A 15,983-nucleotide genomic window follows, 5' to 3' on the forward strand; every position below is an offset into this window, starting at 1 on the left:
TTCTAGTTTAATTGTGTTTGGTACGCAATTGCATACATTTTTAATTGCTTTATCATGCTCACCAATCCATTAGCGCGCGTGGGCGACAAATGCTCTTTAAGACCTATTTCATCAATAAAATCGGTATTGGCTTCCATGATATCCTTTGGTCGCTGGCCTGAAAATGCCCTTACTAAAATAGCAATAATTCCCTTAGTAATAATGGCATCGCTATCTGCAGTAAACACTAATTTATCGTCTTCAAGCTCTGCGTGAACCCAAACCTTACTCTGGCAACCTTTAATAATATTGTCTTCCGTTTTATATTTATCATCAATAAGCGGCAATGATTTCCCCAATTCTATCATGTATTCGTAACGCTGCATCCAGTCGTCGAACATAGAGAATTCATCAACAATCTCATTTTGAATTTCTTGAATCGTCATACTAATAATTTTCAACAAAAATACAACAAGAATATGGGCTATTCAACTGTTTTTCCAATTGTTGCAGAAATGCTATTTTCTGAATTTTGAAAAAAGAAAACAAAGCCTCTTTTGAAGCATTTTACTAAACTCTGATTATCTTTGCAGCATGATAGAAGACAAAAACCCACAACGCACTTCCATTTCTGAGCTTGGCGAGTTTGGTTTGATAGATCATCTCACCAAACAGTTTAAAATTAAGCACGAATCCACCGTGAAAGGCATTGGTGATGATGCTGCCGTACTTGATTTTAAAGGAAAGAAAACAGTGGTTACCACCGATTTTTTAGTGGAAAATGTGCATTTCGACCTTAGTTATATGCCGCTGAAGCATTTAGGGTATAAATCGGTAATTGTCAACCTATCGGATGTGTATGCCATGAACGCCAAGGCTACGCAGATTACTATTTCCGTAGCGGTTTCCAACCGATTTCCATTGGAAGCACTCGAAGAACTCTACGCTGGTGTAAAACTTGCATGCGACATGTATAATGTTGATTTGGTTGGTGGCGACACTACATCTTCAAATAAAGGGCTTTTAATTACAGTAACCGCTTTGGGCGAAGCCGATGAGGAAGAAATAGTTTACAGAAATGGCGCCAAACCAAACGATCTTTTGGTAGTAAGCGGTGATGTTGGTGGTGCTTATTTGGGACTTCAGGTACTAGAACGGGAAAAAGAAGTGTTTAAGGTAAATCCTCAAAATCAACCGGATTTAGACCAATACACTTATATCATTGAAAGACAGTTAAAGCCCGAAGCCCGTAAAGATATTCCCGAACTTCTAAAAAAATTGGAAGTGAAGCCTACTTCTATGATTGATATTAGTGACGGACTTTCCTCGGAAATAATACATCTGTGCAAGCAATCGAAAGTGGGCTGTAATTTATATGAAGACAAAATTCCGCTTGATCCGCAAGTAATTTCTACTTCGGAAGAATTTAATATTAGTAGCACTACTGTAGCTTTAAGCGGTGGGGAAGATTACGAATTATTGTTCACTATCTCCCAAGATGATTTTCCTAAAATAAAAGGAAATCCGCATTTATCCATTATTGGCCACATGACACAAGAGAGTGAGGGCATGCATTTGGTGACGCGTGCCAATACAAAGATTCAGCTACAAGCTAGAGGATGGAATTCCTTTAACCAAGAATAAGATTAAGCAACCGTTTGTAGCGCACGTCTTTTCTCATAAAGATATGCCAACGTTTTATTAATCTCTTTCCATTCTGGGGTTAAAATATCCAAGTGACCTGTTTCGGTGGTAGTAAGTTCGCACTTACATGTCTTGCATCGATATTCCGTAATGTGGGAAGTGACTTTTTTCGATACTTCATAGCGACATCCAATTACCGAACAGAGTGCTTTTCTGAATGTAGATTTAGAGGTTTTCATATAGGTTATGTTTTTTGGGTACCGTAACTTATACAAATTCTGCTAATTATCAAATTTTTTTTAAGAATTTCTTCACATTATCGATGAATTGCGATTGGTTTTCAATAAAACTCATGTGTCCGTCAGGAAATTCAACCACTTTTACTTCAGTATTTTGGGTTTGTTCTATTAAAGCGGCGTGATCGAGGACTGGGTCTTTTTTCCCGATAATCATCAGTTTAGCAAAGGGCGTAAAGTGAAGTAAAATTTCTCTGTCGTCCCGAATTTTCATTCCTTCCAAAGCAGCAACAATTCCTTGAAGCGGTGTTTTTAATGCTTCCTTTTTTAAGGCTTTTATTTCTTCAGCAAAAATTTTACGGTTTTTAGGTCGGAAAAGATTAGAAATACCCATTCGCACAAAGCTTTTATGGTTTTTCTTTACCATTTCTATCGCACGATCCCTGTTTTTTTTCTTTTCTTCGGAATCTGCCCTAGCCGTGGAGTTTACCAATGCAAGTGCCTTCACTTGATCTGGATTGGCCTCTGCAAAAGCAAGCGCTACGTAGCCGCCCATGGAGTGACCAATTAAAGAAACACGTCTTATTTTAAGCTCGTCCAAAATTGCTTTCACGGTTTCAGCCATCAATTCCATGGTATGAACATAACCCAAGCAGCCTGTTTTCCCGTGGCCTAAAAGATCAATGGTGATAACACGGTACTTTTTTACGAGCTTTTCTTTTAAGGAATCCCAAATAGACATGTTTTCTAAAAAGCCGTGAAGCAAAACCACTGCAGGGCCTTTACCAGCGTCTTTGTAAAAAATATCGGTTCCTTTAAAATTATGTATCATTAATTGATAAGTAAACTACCTCGGCGTATGTACAAGAGATATTTTTCAGAAACAAGATTTTAATATCGGGGCAAGCCTCGGGTAATATAACCTTTGGCGATGCCAATAAAATCCTGAACCTGGCGAAAAACATTAGTTGTAAATGCCCTTCGACAGGCTCAGGGTGACAAATGGTTTATCTATTCATCCAATCTTCGATTTCCTCAACTTCGATTGGAATATTACGCATTAAATTAAATGGTTCGCCCGTTTCCTGAATAACAACATCATCTTCCAAACGGATACCGAAGCCTTCTTTTGGAATATAAATACCAGGCTCAACGGTAAACACCATATTGGCTTTCATAGGTTTTTTTAACGCACCATAATCGTGCGTGTCCAAACCAATGTGGTGACTTGTACCATGCATAAAATACTTTTTATAGGCAGGCCAATCTGGATTTTCCTTTAACACGTCTGTTTTATCCAACAGACCTAAATCTATAAGGGCACTAGTCATTAATTTACCCACTTCCACATGAAATTCCTTCCACATGGTTCCCGGCACCAACATTTGTGTTGCCTCTTTTTTCACTTTAAGCACCGCATTATACACTTCTTTTTGTCTTTCAGAAAACCTTCCGCTCACGGGAATTGTCCTTGTCATATCACTCGCGTAGTTGGCATATTCAGCGCCTGCGTCAATTAGCAAAAGCTCGCCTTCCTTACACTGCATTTTGTTTTCAATATAATGAAGGACATTCGCATTGTTTCCAGAAGCAATAATTGGGGTGTAAGCAAAACCACGGGAACGGTTACGCGTGAATTCGTGGATAAACTCAGCTTCTATTTCGTATTCCCACACACCAGGCTTGGTAAATTGAAGCACTCTTTTAAACGCTTTCTCAGTGATATTACACGCTTGCTGCATCAATTCAATTTCCTGAGGTTCTTTGGTGCCTCGCAATTCTTGCAGTATTTGATTGCTTTTTTCCCATTTGTGGGCAGGAAATTTGTCTTTACACCATTTGATAAAACGGTCCTCTCGTGTTTCTGTTTCCACCGACTGACGATAATGCTCATTCGTGTTGAAATAAACACTTTCAGCTTCCGTCATTATATCAAAAAATACTTTATCAAATTCTTTCAACCAATACGTAGTTTTAATACCACTCACCTCCAAGGCTTTTTCCTTGGTAAGTTTTTCACCTTCCCAAACTGCAATATGATCGTTGGTTTCGCGTACAAATAGAATTTCACGATGTTTGGCTTCGTGTGCATCTGGAAACAGTACCAAAATGCTTTCTTCTTGGTCCACCCCACTCAAATAAAACAGGTCTCTAGACTGCTGAAAAGGCATGGTACTATCGGAACCTATTGGATAAATATCGTTGGAATTGAAAACGGCAATACTATTAGGTTTCATTTTCGCCATAAACTTCTGGCGGTTTTTTATAAATAGATTGCTGTCAATCGGATCGTACTTCATCGGAAATAAATTTTGAATTTTGCCAAAATTAAAAAGAATCAATGCTTTTCTTGTTAAACTTCGTATAAAGTTTGTTTTAAGAATAAACAATCCAAATATTTGAAAATTTCTTACTTTTGCACTCGTAATAACCTCAAATCTAAATACAAATGAAAAGAATAGCTTTATTTTTAAGCGTTACATTTCTATCGCTTTCCTGTTCAAACGAAAAAAACGATGAAGTTGCTGCTAGTAGTAATTTGATTGTTAAAATTAAGTTCGACAAAAACCAAGAGCGATTAGACAATTTAGGAAATCCCGCTACCGTTGCAGCAGGAAATGCCGCACAAACTCCGACAATAAATGCTTTCAGCGCCCATTATATTGAGTTGGCCCCAACAGCGACTACACTTCTAGGGGACGGAGAGATTATCTACGAAGGAGAAGAAACAACAAAAGGTGGCGCTAAGGCCATAGATTTTTCTAAAGCTACGTTGGTACAAGACAACGAAACATTTTTGGAAATTCCGCTTAGCGAAATAAAAAAGGGAACCTACAAATGGGTACGTATTTCTGCATCCTATCAAAATGGAAGTATTAAACTTTTGAATGAGGGAACAGAGTATGATGCGACCATAGCAGGCTTTATCGGCTATAATAACTATATTGAGTCTTTCGAACTTAACGGAAAAACTATTGAGGTAAACGACAACAAATTACAAGGTTTTTGGGGATTTGAAGCTGAAGGCTACACCCTAACCGGTCAAGCTCCAGAAGGTGCCGTAACGGTTCCGAATCCGCTTTTTGAAACATCACCCATCCCCCAAGGCTCTTGCGTGCTAACAGGAGATTTTAGTGAAGAATTGGAAATTACTGGTAATGAAACTGAAGATATTGTAGTTACACTTTCTTTTTCTGTAAATAACAGTTTTGAGTGGAAAGAAGTTAACATGGACGGAAAGTACGAACCTACCGCTGGAGAAGAACTAACCGATATGGGATTAAGAGGCCTAAAAGTAAGTAGTAATTAATAAACTACGTAATTATACGTATTTATAACGTTGTAGTACATTTCTGATTGTTTTGTAACAATTACTTTAAATTCATTCTAAATTGCCGTTAAAACAGAAACGAAAGTTTGTAGATGACTGATTCGTACTGTATTTTTGTGCGTATTAAATAAAAAAATTCTAATGAGCGGAATGTTAAATTCAACAATAGCTAGAAAAGTCGCTATGTCGCTTTCAGCTTTATTCTTGTTAATCTTCCTTTTACAGCATTTTATCATCAATTTTACTTCTGTAATAAGCGAAAATACTTTTAATGAACTTTCACACTTTATGGGCACCAATGTGTTGGTTCAATTTTTAATGCAGCCCATTTTGATTTTTGCGGTTGTTTTTCACTTTGTGATGGGCTTTATACTGGAAATTAAAAATAAACAAGCAAGAGACATCAGTTATGCAAGTTACAAAGGAAGCGCAAATAGCTCCTGGGTTTCAAGAAACATGATTTACAGCGGACTCGTAATTCTTGCGTTTTTGGTTCTGCATTTTATTGATTTTTGGTTTCCGGAGATAAACCATAAGTATATCGAGTTTGCTCCAGAAGACCCAACAAGATACTACCACGAATTGGTAGAGAAATTTCATAACCCCATTAGAGTAGGGGCATATGTAATTGCCTTTGTTTTGTTAGCATTGCACTTATTGCACGGTTTTCAATCGGCTTTCCAGTCGATTGGGGTGAGCAACAAATTCAATGCTACCCTAAAATCAATTGGGAAATTCTATGCAATTTTTATCCCATTAGGATTTATTTTTATTGCACTTTTCCATTTTTTTAATCATTAAAAGAGGTACGTATTATGGCAATTTTCGATTCTAACATACCACAAGGCGATTTAGCAAAAAAGTGGACCAATCATAAAAACAGTATAGATCTTGTTAATCCGGCAAACAAACGTAACATCGATGTTATTGTAGTAGGAACCGGATTGGCAGGTGGTTCAGCAGCAGCTACGTTAGCAGAATTAGGATATAATGTAAAAACATTTTGTTACCAAGATTCCCCACGCCGTGCGCACTCTATTGCAGCACAAGGGGGTATCAATGCGGCTAAAAACTATCAAGGAGATGGAGATTCTACCTACCGTTTGTTTTACGATACGGTAAAAGGTGGGGATTATCGTTCTCGCGAGGCTAACGTTTACCGATTGGCAGAAGTTTCCGCAAATATAATTGACCAATGTGTGGCGCAAGGGGTTCCTTTCGCGCGTGAATATGGTGGGCTACTAGACAACCGTTCTTTTGGAGGGGTATTGGTTTCCCGTACGTTTTATGCAAAAGGACAAACAGGTCAACAACTTTTGTTGGGAGCCTACGCAGCGATGAACCGACAAATAAACCGTGGTAAGATTCAGTCTTATAACCGTCATGAAATGTTAGACATTGTTATTGTTGACGGAAAAGCACGGGGAATAATCGCACGGAATTTAGTGACCGGACAAATTGAGCGCCATTCTGCCCATGCGGTAGTTGTGGCATCAGGAGGGTACGGAAATGTGTTCTTCTTGTCTACAAATGCGATGGGAAGTAACGTTACCGCTTCATGGAAAATCCATAAAAAAGGTGCTTATTTCGCGAATCCGTGTTATACACAGATTCACCCAACCTGTATTCCGGTGTCAGGGGATCATCAATCGAAATTAACGTTGATGTCTGAATCCCTTCGGAATGATGGTAGGATTTGGGTTCCGAAGAAAAAAGAAGATGCTGAAGCTATCCGTCAAGGAAAATTAAAACCGACGGAATTAGCCGAAGAAGATAGAGATTATTATTTGGAAAGAAGATATCCTTCTTTTGGTAACCTTGTACCTCGTGACGTGGCATCGAGAGCTGCCAAAGAACGTTGTGATGCCGGATTTGGTGTTAACAAAACCGGAGAAGCAGTGTTCTTGGATTTCGAATCGGCCATTATGCGATACGGAAAAGAACAGGCTATCATTCACGGTAATCCAAATGCTTCTGAAAAGGAAATTCGGGAATTAGGTGAAAAAGTAGTAGAAAACAAATACGGAAACCTTTTCCAAATGTACGAGAAGATTGTTGATGAGAATCCGTACAAAACCCCAATGAAAATCTATCCAGCGGTGCACTATACTATGGGTGGTATTTGGGTAGATTATAATTTAATGACTACCATTCCTGGTTGCTACGCAGCGGGTGAAGCTAACTTCTCTGATCACGGTGCAAACCGATTGGGTGCTTCTGCCTTGATGCAAGGTTTGGCAGACGGATATTTTGTGCTGCCATACACTATTGGAGATTATCTAGCGCAAGATATTCGTACTGGAAAAATACCTACGGATTCACCAGAGTTTGATGAAGCAGAAAAGAATGTTCGCGACCAAATAGCTAAATTGGTAAATAATAAAGGAAATCATTCCGTTGATTATTACCACAAAAAGCTTGGTAAAATTATGTGGAACAAATGCGGAATGGCCCGTAACGCGCAGGGATTACAGGAAGCTATTACCGAAATTAAAGAATTAAGAGAGGACTTTTACAAAAATGTATTGGTTCCTGGTAGCGCCGAAGGTAAAAACAGCGAGCTCGAAAAAGCCATGCGTGTAGCAGATTTCTTAGAATTAGGTGAGCTTTTCGCTAAAGATGCCTTACATAGAAACGAATCTTGTGGAGGACACTTTAGGGAAGAATACCAAACAGAAGAAGGAGAAGCTTTACGTGACGATGAGAACTTTAAATACGTTGCCGCTTGGGAATATAAAGGACAACCTAGCGAAGCCGTATTACACAAGGAAGAATTAGAATACAAAAACATTGAGCTTAAAACACGCTCATACAAATAGATGCAAGTGTTGAGATATGAGATGTTAGATTAACTGCTCAATACTCAATACTCAATACTAAAATCTAAATAATATGAATCTTACATTAAAAATATGGCGTCAACAAGATGCCAACACAAAAGGAAAGATGGTAGACTACCCAATCTCTGGGGTAGATGAAGATATGTCTTTTTTGGAAATGCTAGACGTTTTAAACGAAGATCTCATTTCTAAAGGAGAAGAGCCTGTGGAATTTGATCATGACTGTCGTGAAGGAATTTGTGGAGCATGTTCTTTACAAATTAATGGAGAGCCTCATGGTCCAGACCGAGGAGTTACCACATGTCAATTGCACATGCGTATGTTCAACGATGGCGATACTATTACCATTGAGCCATTTAGAGCAAAAGCTTTTCCAGTTATAAAGGATTTAATTGTAGATAGAAGCTCTTTCGACAGAATTCAGCAAGCGGGTGGTTTTATTTCCGTTAACACTTCAGGAAATACTATCGATGCCAATGCTATTCCAGTTAACAAACATGATGCAGACGATTCTTTTGCTGCGGCAACTTGTATTGGGTGCGGGGCTTGTGTAGCTGCTTGTAAAAATGCTAGTGCGATGCTGTTCACTTCTGCTAAAGTTTCCCAGTTTGCCTTATTACCACAAGGTCGTGTAGAAGCTACCGACCGTGTTTTAAACATGGTAAGACAGATGGATGAAGAAGGTTTTGGAAACTGTTCCAACACTGGTGCTTGCGAAATTGAATGTCCAAAGGGAATTTCTTTGGAAAACATCGCTAGAATGAACCGTGAATATATTGCGGCAAGCGTGAAAAAATAAGTAAGCAACTTGCTTAAAGATAATTGGAATCCCTGAGCAATTTTATTGCTTAGGGTTTTTCTTTTTGAATAATCCCCAACCTCAATACATCTGAAATAAAGTAGTAACAATAACTCCCTTGTTTTCATCTAAGGGAATGGAAAGCAACGGAATGGTTTCTTTAACCTTCAAATTAAACGGTGGCGCTAATAAATCAATACCACTATTTTTCTTTAATCGGATTCCCTGTCCGGAAATGATGTCTTTATTGGGTTGAAAATTTCCTTCCGGAAGGTGTTCAGTTAAAATAACATAATTATAGTTTGGAAGCTTTCTTACAACACTTTCCACCTCGTTATTTGATAAGTGTTGAAGCACCTGACGCAGTAAAATACAATCTGCTGAGGGCATATTATCAGTGGCGATATCCAGGCAATGAAATTCAATATTTTCCCCGCCAAATTTATTTCTGTTTCTTTTAATCAGACTTTCAACAATATCAATAGCTATATATCTTTTCGTTAAACCAAAAAGCTGTCTGCCAATATTGAAATCACCACAACCCAAATCGCACACCACAAGTGGCTTCGCAAAAGTGGTTAGAAAATCCCTTACGGCTTTTATATAAGGCTCTACAAGATTTGGATTATGGGAGCCATCCCCCGAGTAAAAATCGGTGTGAAAGCCGCCCCAAAGATTTAGCTCATAAATTTGCTCCATAGCATCTTTAGTGGGCCATGGTTTTTTAATTCTGTTGGACATGGATATTTTAAAACCTTTTGTATTAACAAAATTAAAGGAAAAGCCTAAAAAGGCAAAGGGTAAAAAAGTGAATGTGGGAATGAGCGGAAAAAGATAAAGATTGAAAAAAGAGAAAGTACTTAACCTCGACGCAAGCGTCGAAGCAACTTGTCTGACGGCAGTCGAGTTAAATATCACGGTAAATAAAAAGGGAAGTACTTTTCAGTTACTTCCCTTTTCAAATCTTAGCAAAAAACTTTTGGGGCTTGTTCTTTGGGGCGTTTAGAACATTAATAGTTTTTTAGCCACAATAAGTAAACTTTTAAGTAATGTAACAGTTCCTCTAATGTTTTCTCCCAAAACATTAAAAATAGTTTCATCCTGTTGGTTGTCTTCGTAGGTTAAGGTATAGTCTCTCATCAGCATAAAATTAAGTAGGGTTTGTATCTCTTTTTTAAAGTCTTGAAGCATAAATCTATAGCAAATCTTCAAGAAAACCATAATTTTGTTGTGAAGCCCCAAAAAATTGTTGTTAACATTAAGATAACATACTTTTCACTCCTTTTTAAGAACTTCAATTGCCTGCAAAACTATACTTTTTACCCAAATATCAGATTAACGAACATAAAAATTCGATGAAATGCAATGTTAAAATTATAATGTCATTTCGGGAACTTCATTGGGTACAATCAAACGACCTTGCGTAGCCTCTTTTATTTCTGCTACGGAAACCCCTGGTGCTCTTTCCAACAGCTTAAACCCTTCCGAAGTAATTTCTAAAACTGCTAAGTTGGTAACTATCTTTTTAACGCACTTTACACCTGTTAAAGGCAAGGAACATTCTTTGAGTAATTTGGATTCACCAGCGCGATTGGTATGCATCATAGCCACAATAATATTTTCTGCGGAAGCCACCAAATCCATCGCGCCTCCCATACCTTTTACCATTTTACCAGGAATTTTCCAATTGGCAATATCGCCATTATCAGCTACTTCCATCGCGCCCAAAATGGTTAAATCTACATGTTGACCACGGATCATACCAAAACTTAAGGCAGAATCGAAAAAGGAGGCTCCTTTTAGGGTGGTAATTGTTTGTTTTCCTGCATTTATTATATCGGCATCTTCTTTCCCTTCAAACGGAAAAGGCCCCATTCCTAAAACGCCATTTTCACTTTGGAATTCTACCGAAATATCATCGCGCACATAGTTGGCCACCAGAGTTGGAATGCCAATTCCTAAGTTTACATAATAACCATCTTTAACTTCTTTGGCGATGCGTTGTGCTATTTGTTCTTTTGTTAAACCCATAATTGATTTGTTAATTCGTGAATTTGCAGATTTAAAGATTTTACTTCTTACTGGTTGCAATGATTTTGCTTATAACCAAAATGATTGAATTCAAATCTCTAAATAATTTTTCCTTTGGATTGGGATAATAAGGTGATGCTAAACATAATTTAAGCCAATACGAAATTTCATCTGCTTCCTTTGCTGCTACTTTAAATTTATGAATAAAGTCAGCCTTACTTTCGGCATTCTGGGCCCCGGAAACATCTGCACCGATAGACGTCCCAGATCTAAAAATTTGGGAAGCCATTTCATATTTATGCAAAGACCTCAAATCTTCAGAATAACTAATAATGGCTAATGAAAATTCAAACGTAAGTTGAATGATTAAATTTTCTTTTTCATTTCTCATTTTCAAATCTTCAAATTATCCCATTGTCACATCAAAAATATTAAACCCTTTTTCTAACTGTTCGTTGTTCTATTCGTTTTTCGTAGCGCTCGCCTTGAAAGATGCGTTGTACAAATATGCCAGGGATGTGGATTTCGTTAGGGTCTAGGCTTCCGGCTGGGAGTAATTCTTCTACCTCCGCAACCGTAATTTTTCCTGCTCCACACATCACGGGATTAAAGTTTCGGGCCGTTCCTTTAAAAACCAGATTTCCCGCTTCATCACCTTTCCAAGCTTTTACGAAAGCGAAATCAGCCTCAAAGGCATGCTCCAAAATGTGTGGCTTGCCGTTAAAAACTCTACTTTCTTTTCCTTCGCCTACTTCGGTGCCATACCCTGCAGGGGTATAAAATGCGGGAATTCCGGCTTGCGCGGCACGGCAACGTTCGGCTAAAGTTCCCTGTGGAATAAGTTCCACCTCCAATTCTCCGCTTAACATTTGCCGTTCAAACTCATCGTTCTCACCAACATAAGAGGAAATCATTTTTTTTATTTGTTTCTTTTGAAGTAGAAGTCCGAGTCCGAAATCGTCCACTCCAGCATTGTTGGAAATACAGGTAAGATTCTTAATGTTAAGCTCCACCAATCTTTGGATAGCGTTTTCGGGAATCCCACAAAGTCCGAAACCTCCCAGCAAAAACGTCATATTATCGGTTACTCCTTTAAGGGCTTCTTTCACCGATGCTACTTTCTTATTAATCATTTGACAATATTTTTACTGAAAATTACGAATATTTCAAAGAAAATGGAATTGTTTGTGCCGTAATTATTTTCAATGTGATTCTTAGCATATTTGCTTGAATCGATACAAATCATAAAGTAGTTTTACATTCAATTAACAAAGCGAGCCAACTACAAGCATTTAATATTCCAAAGGAGGTCTTTTTTTATGATATTTGCATTTCCCTTTCTTTATTTATTAACGTTTAACAAAACCCTTTCCCCTAAAGCCCAATCCCATTGCAAAACGACAAGCTAATTTTTAAAAAACTCACCCAAGAGAATATTCAAGAAATCTCGTTATTGGGGCAGCAATTAAATCCAAAACTAACTTTGGAAGAGGTGAAAGCCTACCAAAAGGAAATGTTTACTTTCCCTAATTATCATTGCTTCGGTCTGTTTATGGAAGACTCGCTCGTGGGGATTTCCAGTGGATGGATTACCGTTCGCCTCTATTCCGGCAAACAACTGGAAGTTGACAATGTAATTATCGATAGCAACATTCAGTCCAAAGGATTGGGAAAAATCTTTTTTGAACATATCAATGCTTGGGCGAAGGAAAACCAATGCAAAACCATTGAACTAAACACTTACGTGCAAAACGCCCGCTCCCATAAATTCTATTTCAATAACGGTTTTTCCATTCTCGGTTTTCATTTTTGGAAGCGATTGTAATTTTGATTAAAACCACCTGACCAACCATGAAAAAATACCTGCCCATAATTATCTGTCTTTCACTTGTGAAGTTTGTAATTCATTGCTTCGGAAACAGAAACTATGGCTTTCACCGAGATGAATTACTGCACTTATCGGCAAGCGAACATTTGGATTGGGGGTTTATGGAGTTCCCACCCTTTATTGCCGCCATCGGAAAATTATCGTATTGGTTCTTTGATTATTCCCTTTGGGGGACTCGTTTATTTCCCACGCTTGCAGGTGTTGCCATCCTAATTATATGCTGTTTGATGGCCAAGGAGCTTGGCGGGAAAACCAAAGCCATATTGCTCTCTGGTGTTTGCATACTTGCTTTTCTTCCCTTTTATAGAAACCACACCTTATTTCAACCGGTCGCATTCAATCAGTTGTTTTGGACACTCGGATTTTACCTTTTTATAAAATACGTCAACACCAGTAATAAAAAATTCCTGCTTCTCTTGGGAGCCACTTTAGGAATCGGTTTGCTGAATAAATATACCATGCTGGTTTGGGCATTCGGACTTCTTATCGGACTGTTTTTCTATAAAAAAGGAGCCCTTTTCAAAAACAAATGGTTGTACGTCGCTGCATTCATTGGGTTTTTAATTTTTCTACCGAATGTTATATGGCAGGTACAAAATGACTTCCCGCTTTTAAAACATCTGCAAGCCCTCAACCAAAACCAACTTGAAGACATAAATCCCTGGGAATTTGCTCTGGCGCAATTAAACTTTCCATTTACACTTGTAATAAGTCTGTTTGGGGCTGTTGCGCTTCTAGCAAGTGAACATTTAAAAAAATACCGCGCAGTTGGTGTGGGTGTGGTCATAATCTTTTCAACGCTGTGGTTGCTTCACTCAAAAGCCTATTATGTGTTTGGCATTTATCCCGTGCTTTTTGCCAGCGGAGCGGCTACGATAGAGCGCTTATTGTCAAAAAAAACTGTTTGGGTAATCGTAATAGCGGTGGCAGTATTGGCACCAACTTTATATTTTATTCCAGAAGCCACGCCCGTATTACCCATTGAAAAGTTTGTTACGTATAAAAGTTTAGAAGAAGATAAAGGCCGTATAGAACTAACAAGCGATTATGCCGATATGTTTGGTTGGGAAGAGCAGGTACGTCTCGTAGACAGTGTTTACCAATCTTTATCACAAGACGAACGAAACAACTGCGTGCTATGGGCCGAGAACTATGGCGAGGCAGGCGCACTAAAAATTATTGGTAAAAAATATGGATTGCCAAATCCCATTAGTCGACATGGTAGTTTTTGGTTATGGGGATACGGAAACAAAGATGCCACAGTTTGGATAAGTTTAGGCAACGAAAAACCTGCGGTAACCCATGTTTTTAAAGAAGTTGAACTTGTAAAAATCATTACCCATAAATATGCTATTGGGGAGGAAAACGGCATTCCACTTTACATTTGCAGAAAACCAAAAGTTGATATCCCCCAATGGTGGGCAGATTATAAAGAGCACGTTTTCGATTGATAACACCAGCAAATGATTATATACAATTGTTTTTCAGTTTTTTCTGAAATATTTAGTAGGTTTGGAAAACTTGATGTTTGTTTTCTATGTCGGGAAATTAAATTTTGAGTAGTTTTTAGAATTCTAATATAAATTTATGTGCAATAAACAAATCCTCATAGAAAGGTTTTTTGAGCAAGATTCTTTCTCTACAAAAGATTTGAATAAATTATGGAAACGTATTTATTCAAGTACTAGCAAAAAGGATCTTGAGACTTGGCATAATAAAATGAAAGTAGAGTTAAAAGCATATAAAAAGAACCAAAACGGATACAAAAAATTGGAAGCAAGAGTTTTTAGCACTCAACCCCGAAAGAGAAATGATGACCTTGTAAGAAAGTTTTTATTAGATAATTTCAACTCGAACAATTCTGAATTGGCAAAGAATTTACACCTAAGTTTGAACGAATTATCGGGAGTCGCTAAAAATTTCGGAATCAAGAATTTTGATGAAAATTATATTTTAGATCAAGCGGAAAAAGAATTGTTAATCGACTTTTTTGACTCAAGACTAAGAGCTTTATCAAATATTGAAAAATCACAAAAAAAGAAAAACAAAATTACACTAGATAAATCTAAGAAGAAAAAAAAAGAAAAGTCTGTAACTAAAAGATCTACGACAGGCTCAACAGTATACGAAGTGATAAAAAGTCGAGGAGGCATCGGAAAACTAATTTATACCTCAATGAGTAAATAACTCCAAATTTGCTACCAAACCCACAACATCACCCACTCAACACACAGCAGGAAGCTCTTTAGGTATAGCAATATCCAATTTATCTACAGCAGGAACCACTTGGTGGGCAACATCGTCCATTTTGTGCGAAGCAATACCTTCTTCGTGTATAGCATTGCCCTCTTCACGGCCAACATGCTCCACTTTATGCTTAGCAGGAACCACTTGTTGTATAGCATGAACCACTTCACTTAAAGCATGAACTGTTAAAATCATTTCCAGAAAATTAATCTTCAGAGGAGCCTTTCAAAATTTAATTGTATAGTTTTTAAGCTCTTTATATATACTTTTTACTATATTGTTGCGTGTTAACCCATAATATATATAGCATGACATCAGGACAAAGAAGTAAACTTGAAATGTTTGAAGCTGTTCAAACCTATCTCGACGCAAATTCCAATAAATGGGAAGCCATCAATAAAATTGTTCAACATAAAAATGAACTCAATGAGCTACTGCTTCAAGTTTATGAACATAAGGACGCACAGGAAGAAGCTAAAGTCTATGTGCATCAAAATAAGGTATTACAAAAGAAAATTGTAGCCGAAAAAGCTGATATACTTAATGATATTCTAGAAGTCCATGGAGAAGTAAGCAACAACGATGAATTGAAAAGCAGGGCCGATAAGTCGTTTACAGATTTATTTCGTTTGCCCAATACCGACTTTATAACAGTTATACACGAAATAATTGATTTACTAAGTCTTCACTTGGAAGCACTTGCCGACTATGGCGTTACGGACAATCAGATACAGGACTTCAAAAATAGTTTCGATGCATTTCTTGTCTTCCGTGGTCTCCCACGCCAATACCGCATTAAAGAAACTAGGGCTACAAAGGATTTGGAAACCATTTTTAAAGAAGCAACCGACCTTTTAAACAACAAGTTAGATAAGGTTATTAAAGTACTTAAAAGAAAAGAACCGTCTTTTTACAACGGTTATAATGCCGCCCGCGTAATTGTGGATAACTAAAAACCTTTCAGAAAAGAAATCAGAAACGTAAACAA

The 15,983-nt window shown here is 37.7% G+C and carries 19 protein-coding genes; 9 read left to right on the forward strand and 10 right to left on the reverse strand.

Annotated features, from left to right (window positions below):
* Positions 1 to 2: 2 nt before the first annotated feature.
* Positions 3 to 425: a SufE family protein gene (locus NDQ75_RS04185; protein WP_202028126.1), complete on the reverse strand. Its 423-nt coding sequence runs from the start codon at positions 423 to 425 to the stop codon at positions 3 to 5.
* 148 nt (positions 426 to 573) lie between these two features.
* On the opposite strand from NDQ75_RS04185, the gene thiL reads away from it, so the two are divergent.
* Positions 574 to 1,623 (forward strand): thiamine-phosphate kinase, encoded by a 1,050-nt coding sequence (thiL, locus tag NDQ75_RS04190; RefSeq protein ID WP_202028127.1) that lies wholly within the window; start codon positions 574 to 576, stop codon positions 1,621 to 1,623.
* A gap of 2 nt (positions 1,624 to 1,625) precedes the next feature.
* On the opposite strand, the gene NDQ75_RS04195 is transcribed toward thiL, so the two are convergent.
* The 3 genes from NDQ75_RS04195 to NDQ75_RS04205 all read right to left on the reverse strand — a co-directional run bounded on the left by NDQ75_RS04195 (position 1,626) and on the right by NDQ75_RS04205 (position 4,159).
* Positions 1,626 to 1,862: a hypothetical protein gene (locus NDQ75_RS04195; protein WP_202028128.1), complete on the reverse strand. Its 237-nt coding sequence runs from the start codon at positions 1,860 to 1,862 to the stop codon at positions 1,626 to 1,628.
* Positions 1,863 to 1,911: 49 nt separating this feature from the next.
* Positions 1,912 to 2,691 carry an alpha/beta fold hydrolase gene (locus NDQ75_RS04200; protein WP_202028129.1) on the reverse strand — a complete coding sequence of 260 codons (780 nt, stop codon included), beginning with the start codon at positions 2,689 to 2,691 and terminating at the stop codon, positions 1,912 to 1,914.
* Positions 2,692 to 2,866: 175 nt separating this feature from the next.
* A complete protein-coding gene (locus tag NDQ75_RS04205; RefSeq protein WP_202028130.1) occupies positions 2,867 to 4,159 on the reverse strand; it encodes an aminopeptidase P family protein in 1,293 nt (430 codons plus the stop codon).
* 149 nt (positions 4,160 to 4,308) lie between these two features.
* Between NDQ75_RS04205 and NDQ75_RS04210 the strand changes: the two genes are divergently transcribed.
* The 4 genes from NDQ75_RS04210 to NDQ75_RS04225 all read left to right on the forward strand — a co-directional run bounded on the left by NDQ75_RS04210 (position 4,309) and on the right by NDQ75_RS04225 (position 8,829).
* The gene (locus NDQ75_RS04210; protein ID WP_202028131.1) at positions 4,309 to 5,169 is read left to right on the forward strand and encodes a hypothetical protein; all 861 of its coding nucleotides are present in this window, start codon (positions 4,309 to 4,311) and stop codon (positions 5,167 to 5,169) included.
* A gap of 162 nt (positions 5,170 to 5,331) precedes the next feature.
* Positions 5,332 to 5,991: a succinate dehydrogenase cytochrome b subunit gene (locus NDQ75_RS04215; protein WP_202028133.1), complete on the forward strand. Its 660-nt coding sequence runs from the start codon at positions 5,332 to 5,334 to the stop codon at positions 5,989 to 5,991.
* A gap of 14 nt (positions 5,992 to 6,005) precedes the next feature.
* The gene (locus tag NDQ75_RS04220) at positions 6,006 to 8,009 is read left to right on the forward strand and encodes a fumarate reductase/succinate dehydrogenase flavoprotein subunit (protein ID WP_202028135.1); all 2,004 of its coding nucleotides are present in this window, start codon (positions 6,006 to 6,008) and stop codon (positions 8,007 to 8,009) included.
* Positions 8,010 to 8,082: 73 nt separating this feature from the next.
* Positions 8,083 to 8,829 carry a succinate dehydrogenase/fumarate reductase iron-sulfur subunit gene (locus tag NDQ75_RS04225; RefSeq protein WP_202028137.1) on the forward strand — a complete coding sequence of 249 codons (747 nt, stop codon included), beginning with the start codon at positions 8,083 to 8,085 and terminating at the stop codon, positions 8,827 to 8,829.
* Positions 8,830 to 8,910: 81 nt separating this feature from the next.
* Here NDQ75_RS04225 and NDQ75_RS04230 read toward each other — a convergent pair whose 3' ends face one another.
* From NDQ75_RS04230 to NDQ75_RS04250, 5 genes are all read right to left on the reverse strand, one after another.
* Positions 8,911 to 9,570, reverse strand: a complete 660-nt coding sequence (locus NDQ75_RS04230; protein WP_202028139.1) for a class I SAM-dependent methyltransferase — start codon at positions 9,568 to 9,570, stop codon at positions 8,911 to 8,913.
* A gap of 261 nt (positions 9,571 to 9,831) precedes the next feature.
* A complete protein-coding gene (locus NDQ75_RS04235; protein WP_202028140.1) occupies positions 9,832 to 9,969 on the reverse strand; it encodes a hypothetical protein in 138 nt (45 codons plus the stop codon).
* A 234-nt stretch (positions 9,970 to 10,203) separates the two neighbouring features.
* Positions 10,204 to 10,860 carry a CoA transferase subunit B gene (locus tag NDQ75_RS04240; RefSeq protein ID WP_202028142.1) on the reverse strand — a complete coding sequence of 219 codons (657 nt, stop codon included), beginning with the start codon at positions 10,858 to 10,860 and terminating at the stop codon, positions 10,204 to 10,206.
* Between the two features lie 40 nt (positions 10,861 to 10,900).
* On the reverse strand, positions 10,901 to 11,251 hold the full coding sequence (locus tag NDQ75_RS04245) for a four helix bundle protein (RefSeq protein WP_202028144.1): 351 nt from the start codon (positions 11,249 to 11,251) through the stop codon (positions 10,901 to 10,903).
* A gap of 40 nt (positions 11,252 to 11,291) precedes the next feature.
* Positions 11,292 to 11,993, reverse strand: coding sequence for a CoA transferase subunit A (locus NDQ75_RS04250; RefSeq protein WP_202028145.1), 702 nt, complete (start codon positions 11,991 to 11,993; stop codon positions 11,292 to 11,294).
* 257 nt (positions 11,994 to 12,250) lie between these two features.
* Here NDQ75_RS04250 and NDQ75_RS04255 point away from each other — a divergent pair, with 257 nt between their 5' ends.
* The 3 genes from NDQ75_RS04255 to NDQ75_RS04265 all read left to right on the forward strand — a co-directional run bounded on the left by NDQ75_RS04255 (position 12,251) and on the right by NDQ75_RS04265 (position 14,935).
* Positions 12,251 to 12,685: a GNAT family N-acetyltransferase gene (locus tag NDQ75_RS04255; RefSeq protein ID WP_202028146.1), complete on the forward strand. Its 435-nt coding sequence runs from the start codon at positions 12,251 to 12,253 to the stop codon at positions 12,683 to 12,685.
* Positions 12,686 to 12,711: 26 nt separating this feature from the next.
* Entirely contained in the window at positions 12,712 to 14,199 is a 1,488-nt protein-coding gene (locus NDQ75_RS04260) for an ArnT family glycosyltransferase (RefSeq protein ID WP_202028147.1), read from the forward strand.
* Positions 14,200 to 14,335: 136 nt separating this feature from the next.
* Complete coding sequence (locus tag NDQ75_RS04265) at positions 14,336 to 14,935, forward strand: hypothetical protein (RefSeq protein WP_202028148.1); 600 nt, start codon at positions 14,336 to 14,338, stop codon at positions 14,933 to 14,935.
* 36 nt (positions 14,936 to 14,971) lie between these two features.
* Here the strand turns inward: NDQ75_RS04265 and NDQ75_RS04270 are convergent, their stop codons facing one another.
* Complete coding sequence (locus NDQ75_RS04270; protein ID WP_202028149.1) at positions 14,972 to 15,190, reverse strand: hypothetical protein; 219 nt, start codon at positions 15,188 to 15,190, stop codon at positions 14,972 to 14,974.
* Positions 15,191 to 15,303: 113 nt separating this feature from the next.
* Here NDQ75_RS04270 and NDQ75_RS04275 point away from each other — a divergent pair, with 113 nt between their 5' ends.
* On the forward strand, positions 15,304 to 15,948 hold the full coding sequence (locus NDQ75_RS04275) for a hypothetical protein (protein ID WP_202028150.1): 645 nt from the start codon (positions 15,304 to 15,306) through the stop codon (positions 15,946 to 15,948).
* The last annotated feature ends 35 nt before the right edge of the window (positions 15,949 to 15,983 follow it).

Source organism: Galbibacter mesophilus, assembly GCF_023721415.1.
Taxonomy (GTDB): domain Bacteria; phylum Bacteroidota; class Bacteroidia; order Flavobacteriales; family Flavobacteriaceae; genus Galbibacter; species Galbibacter mesophilus.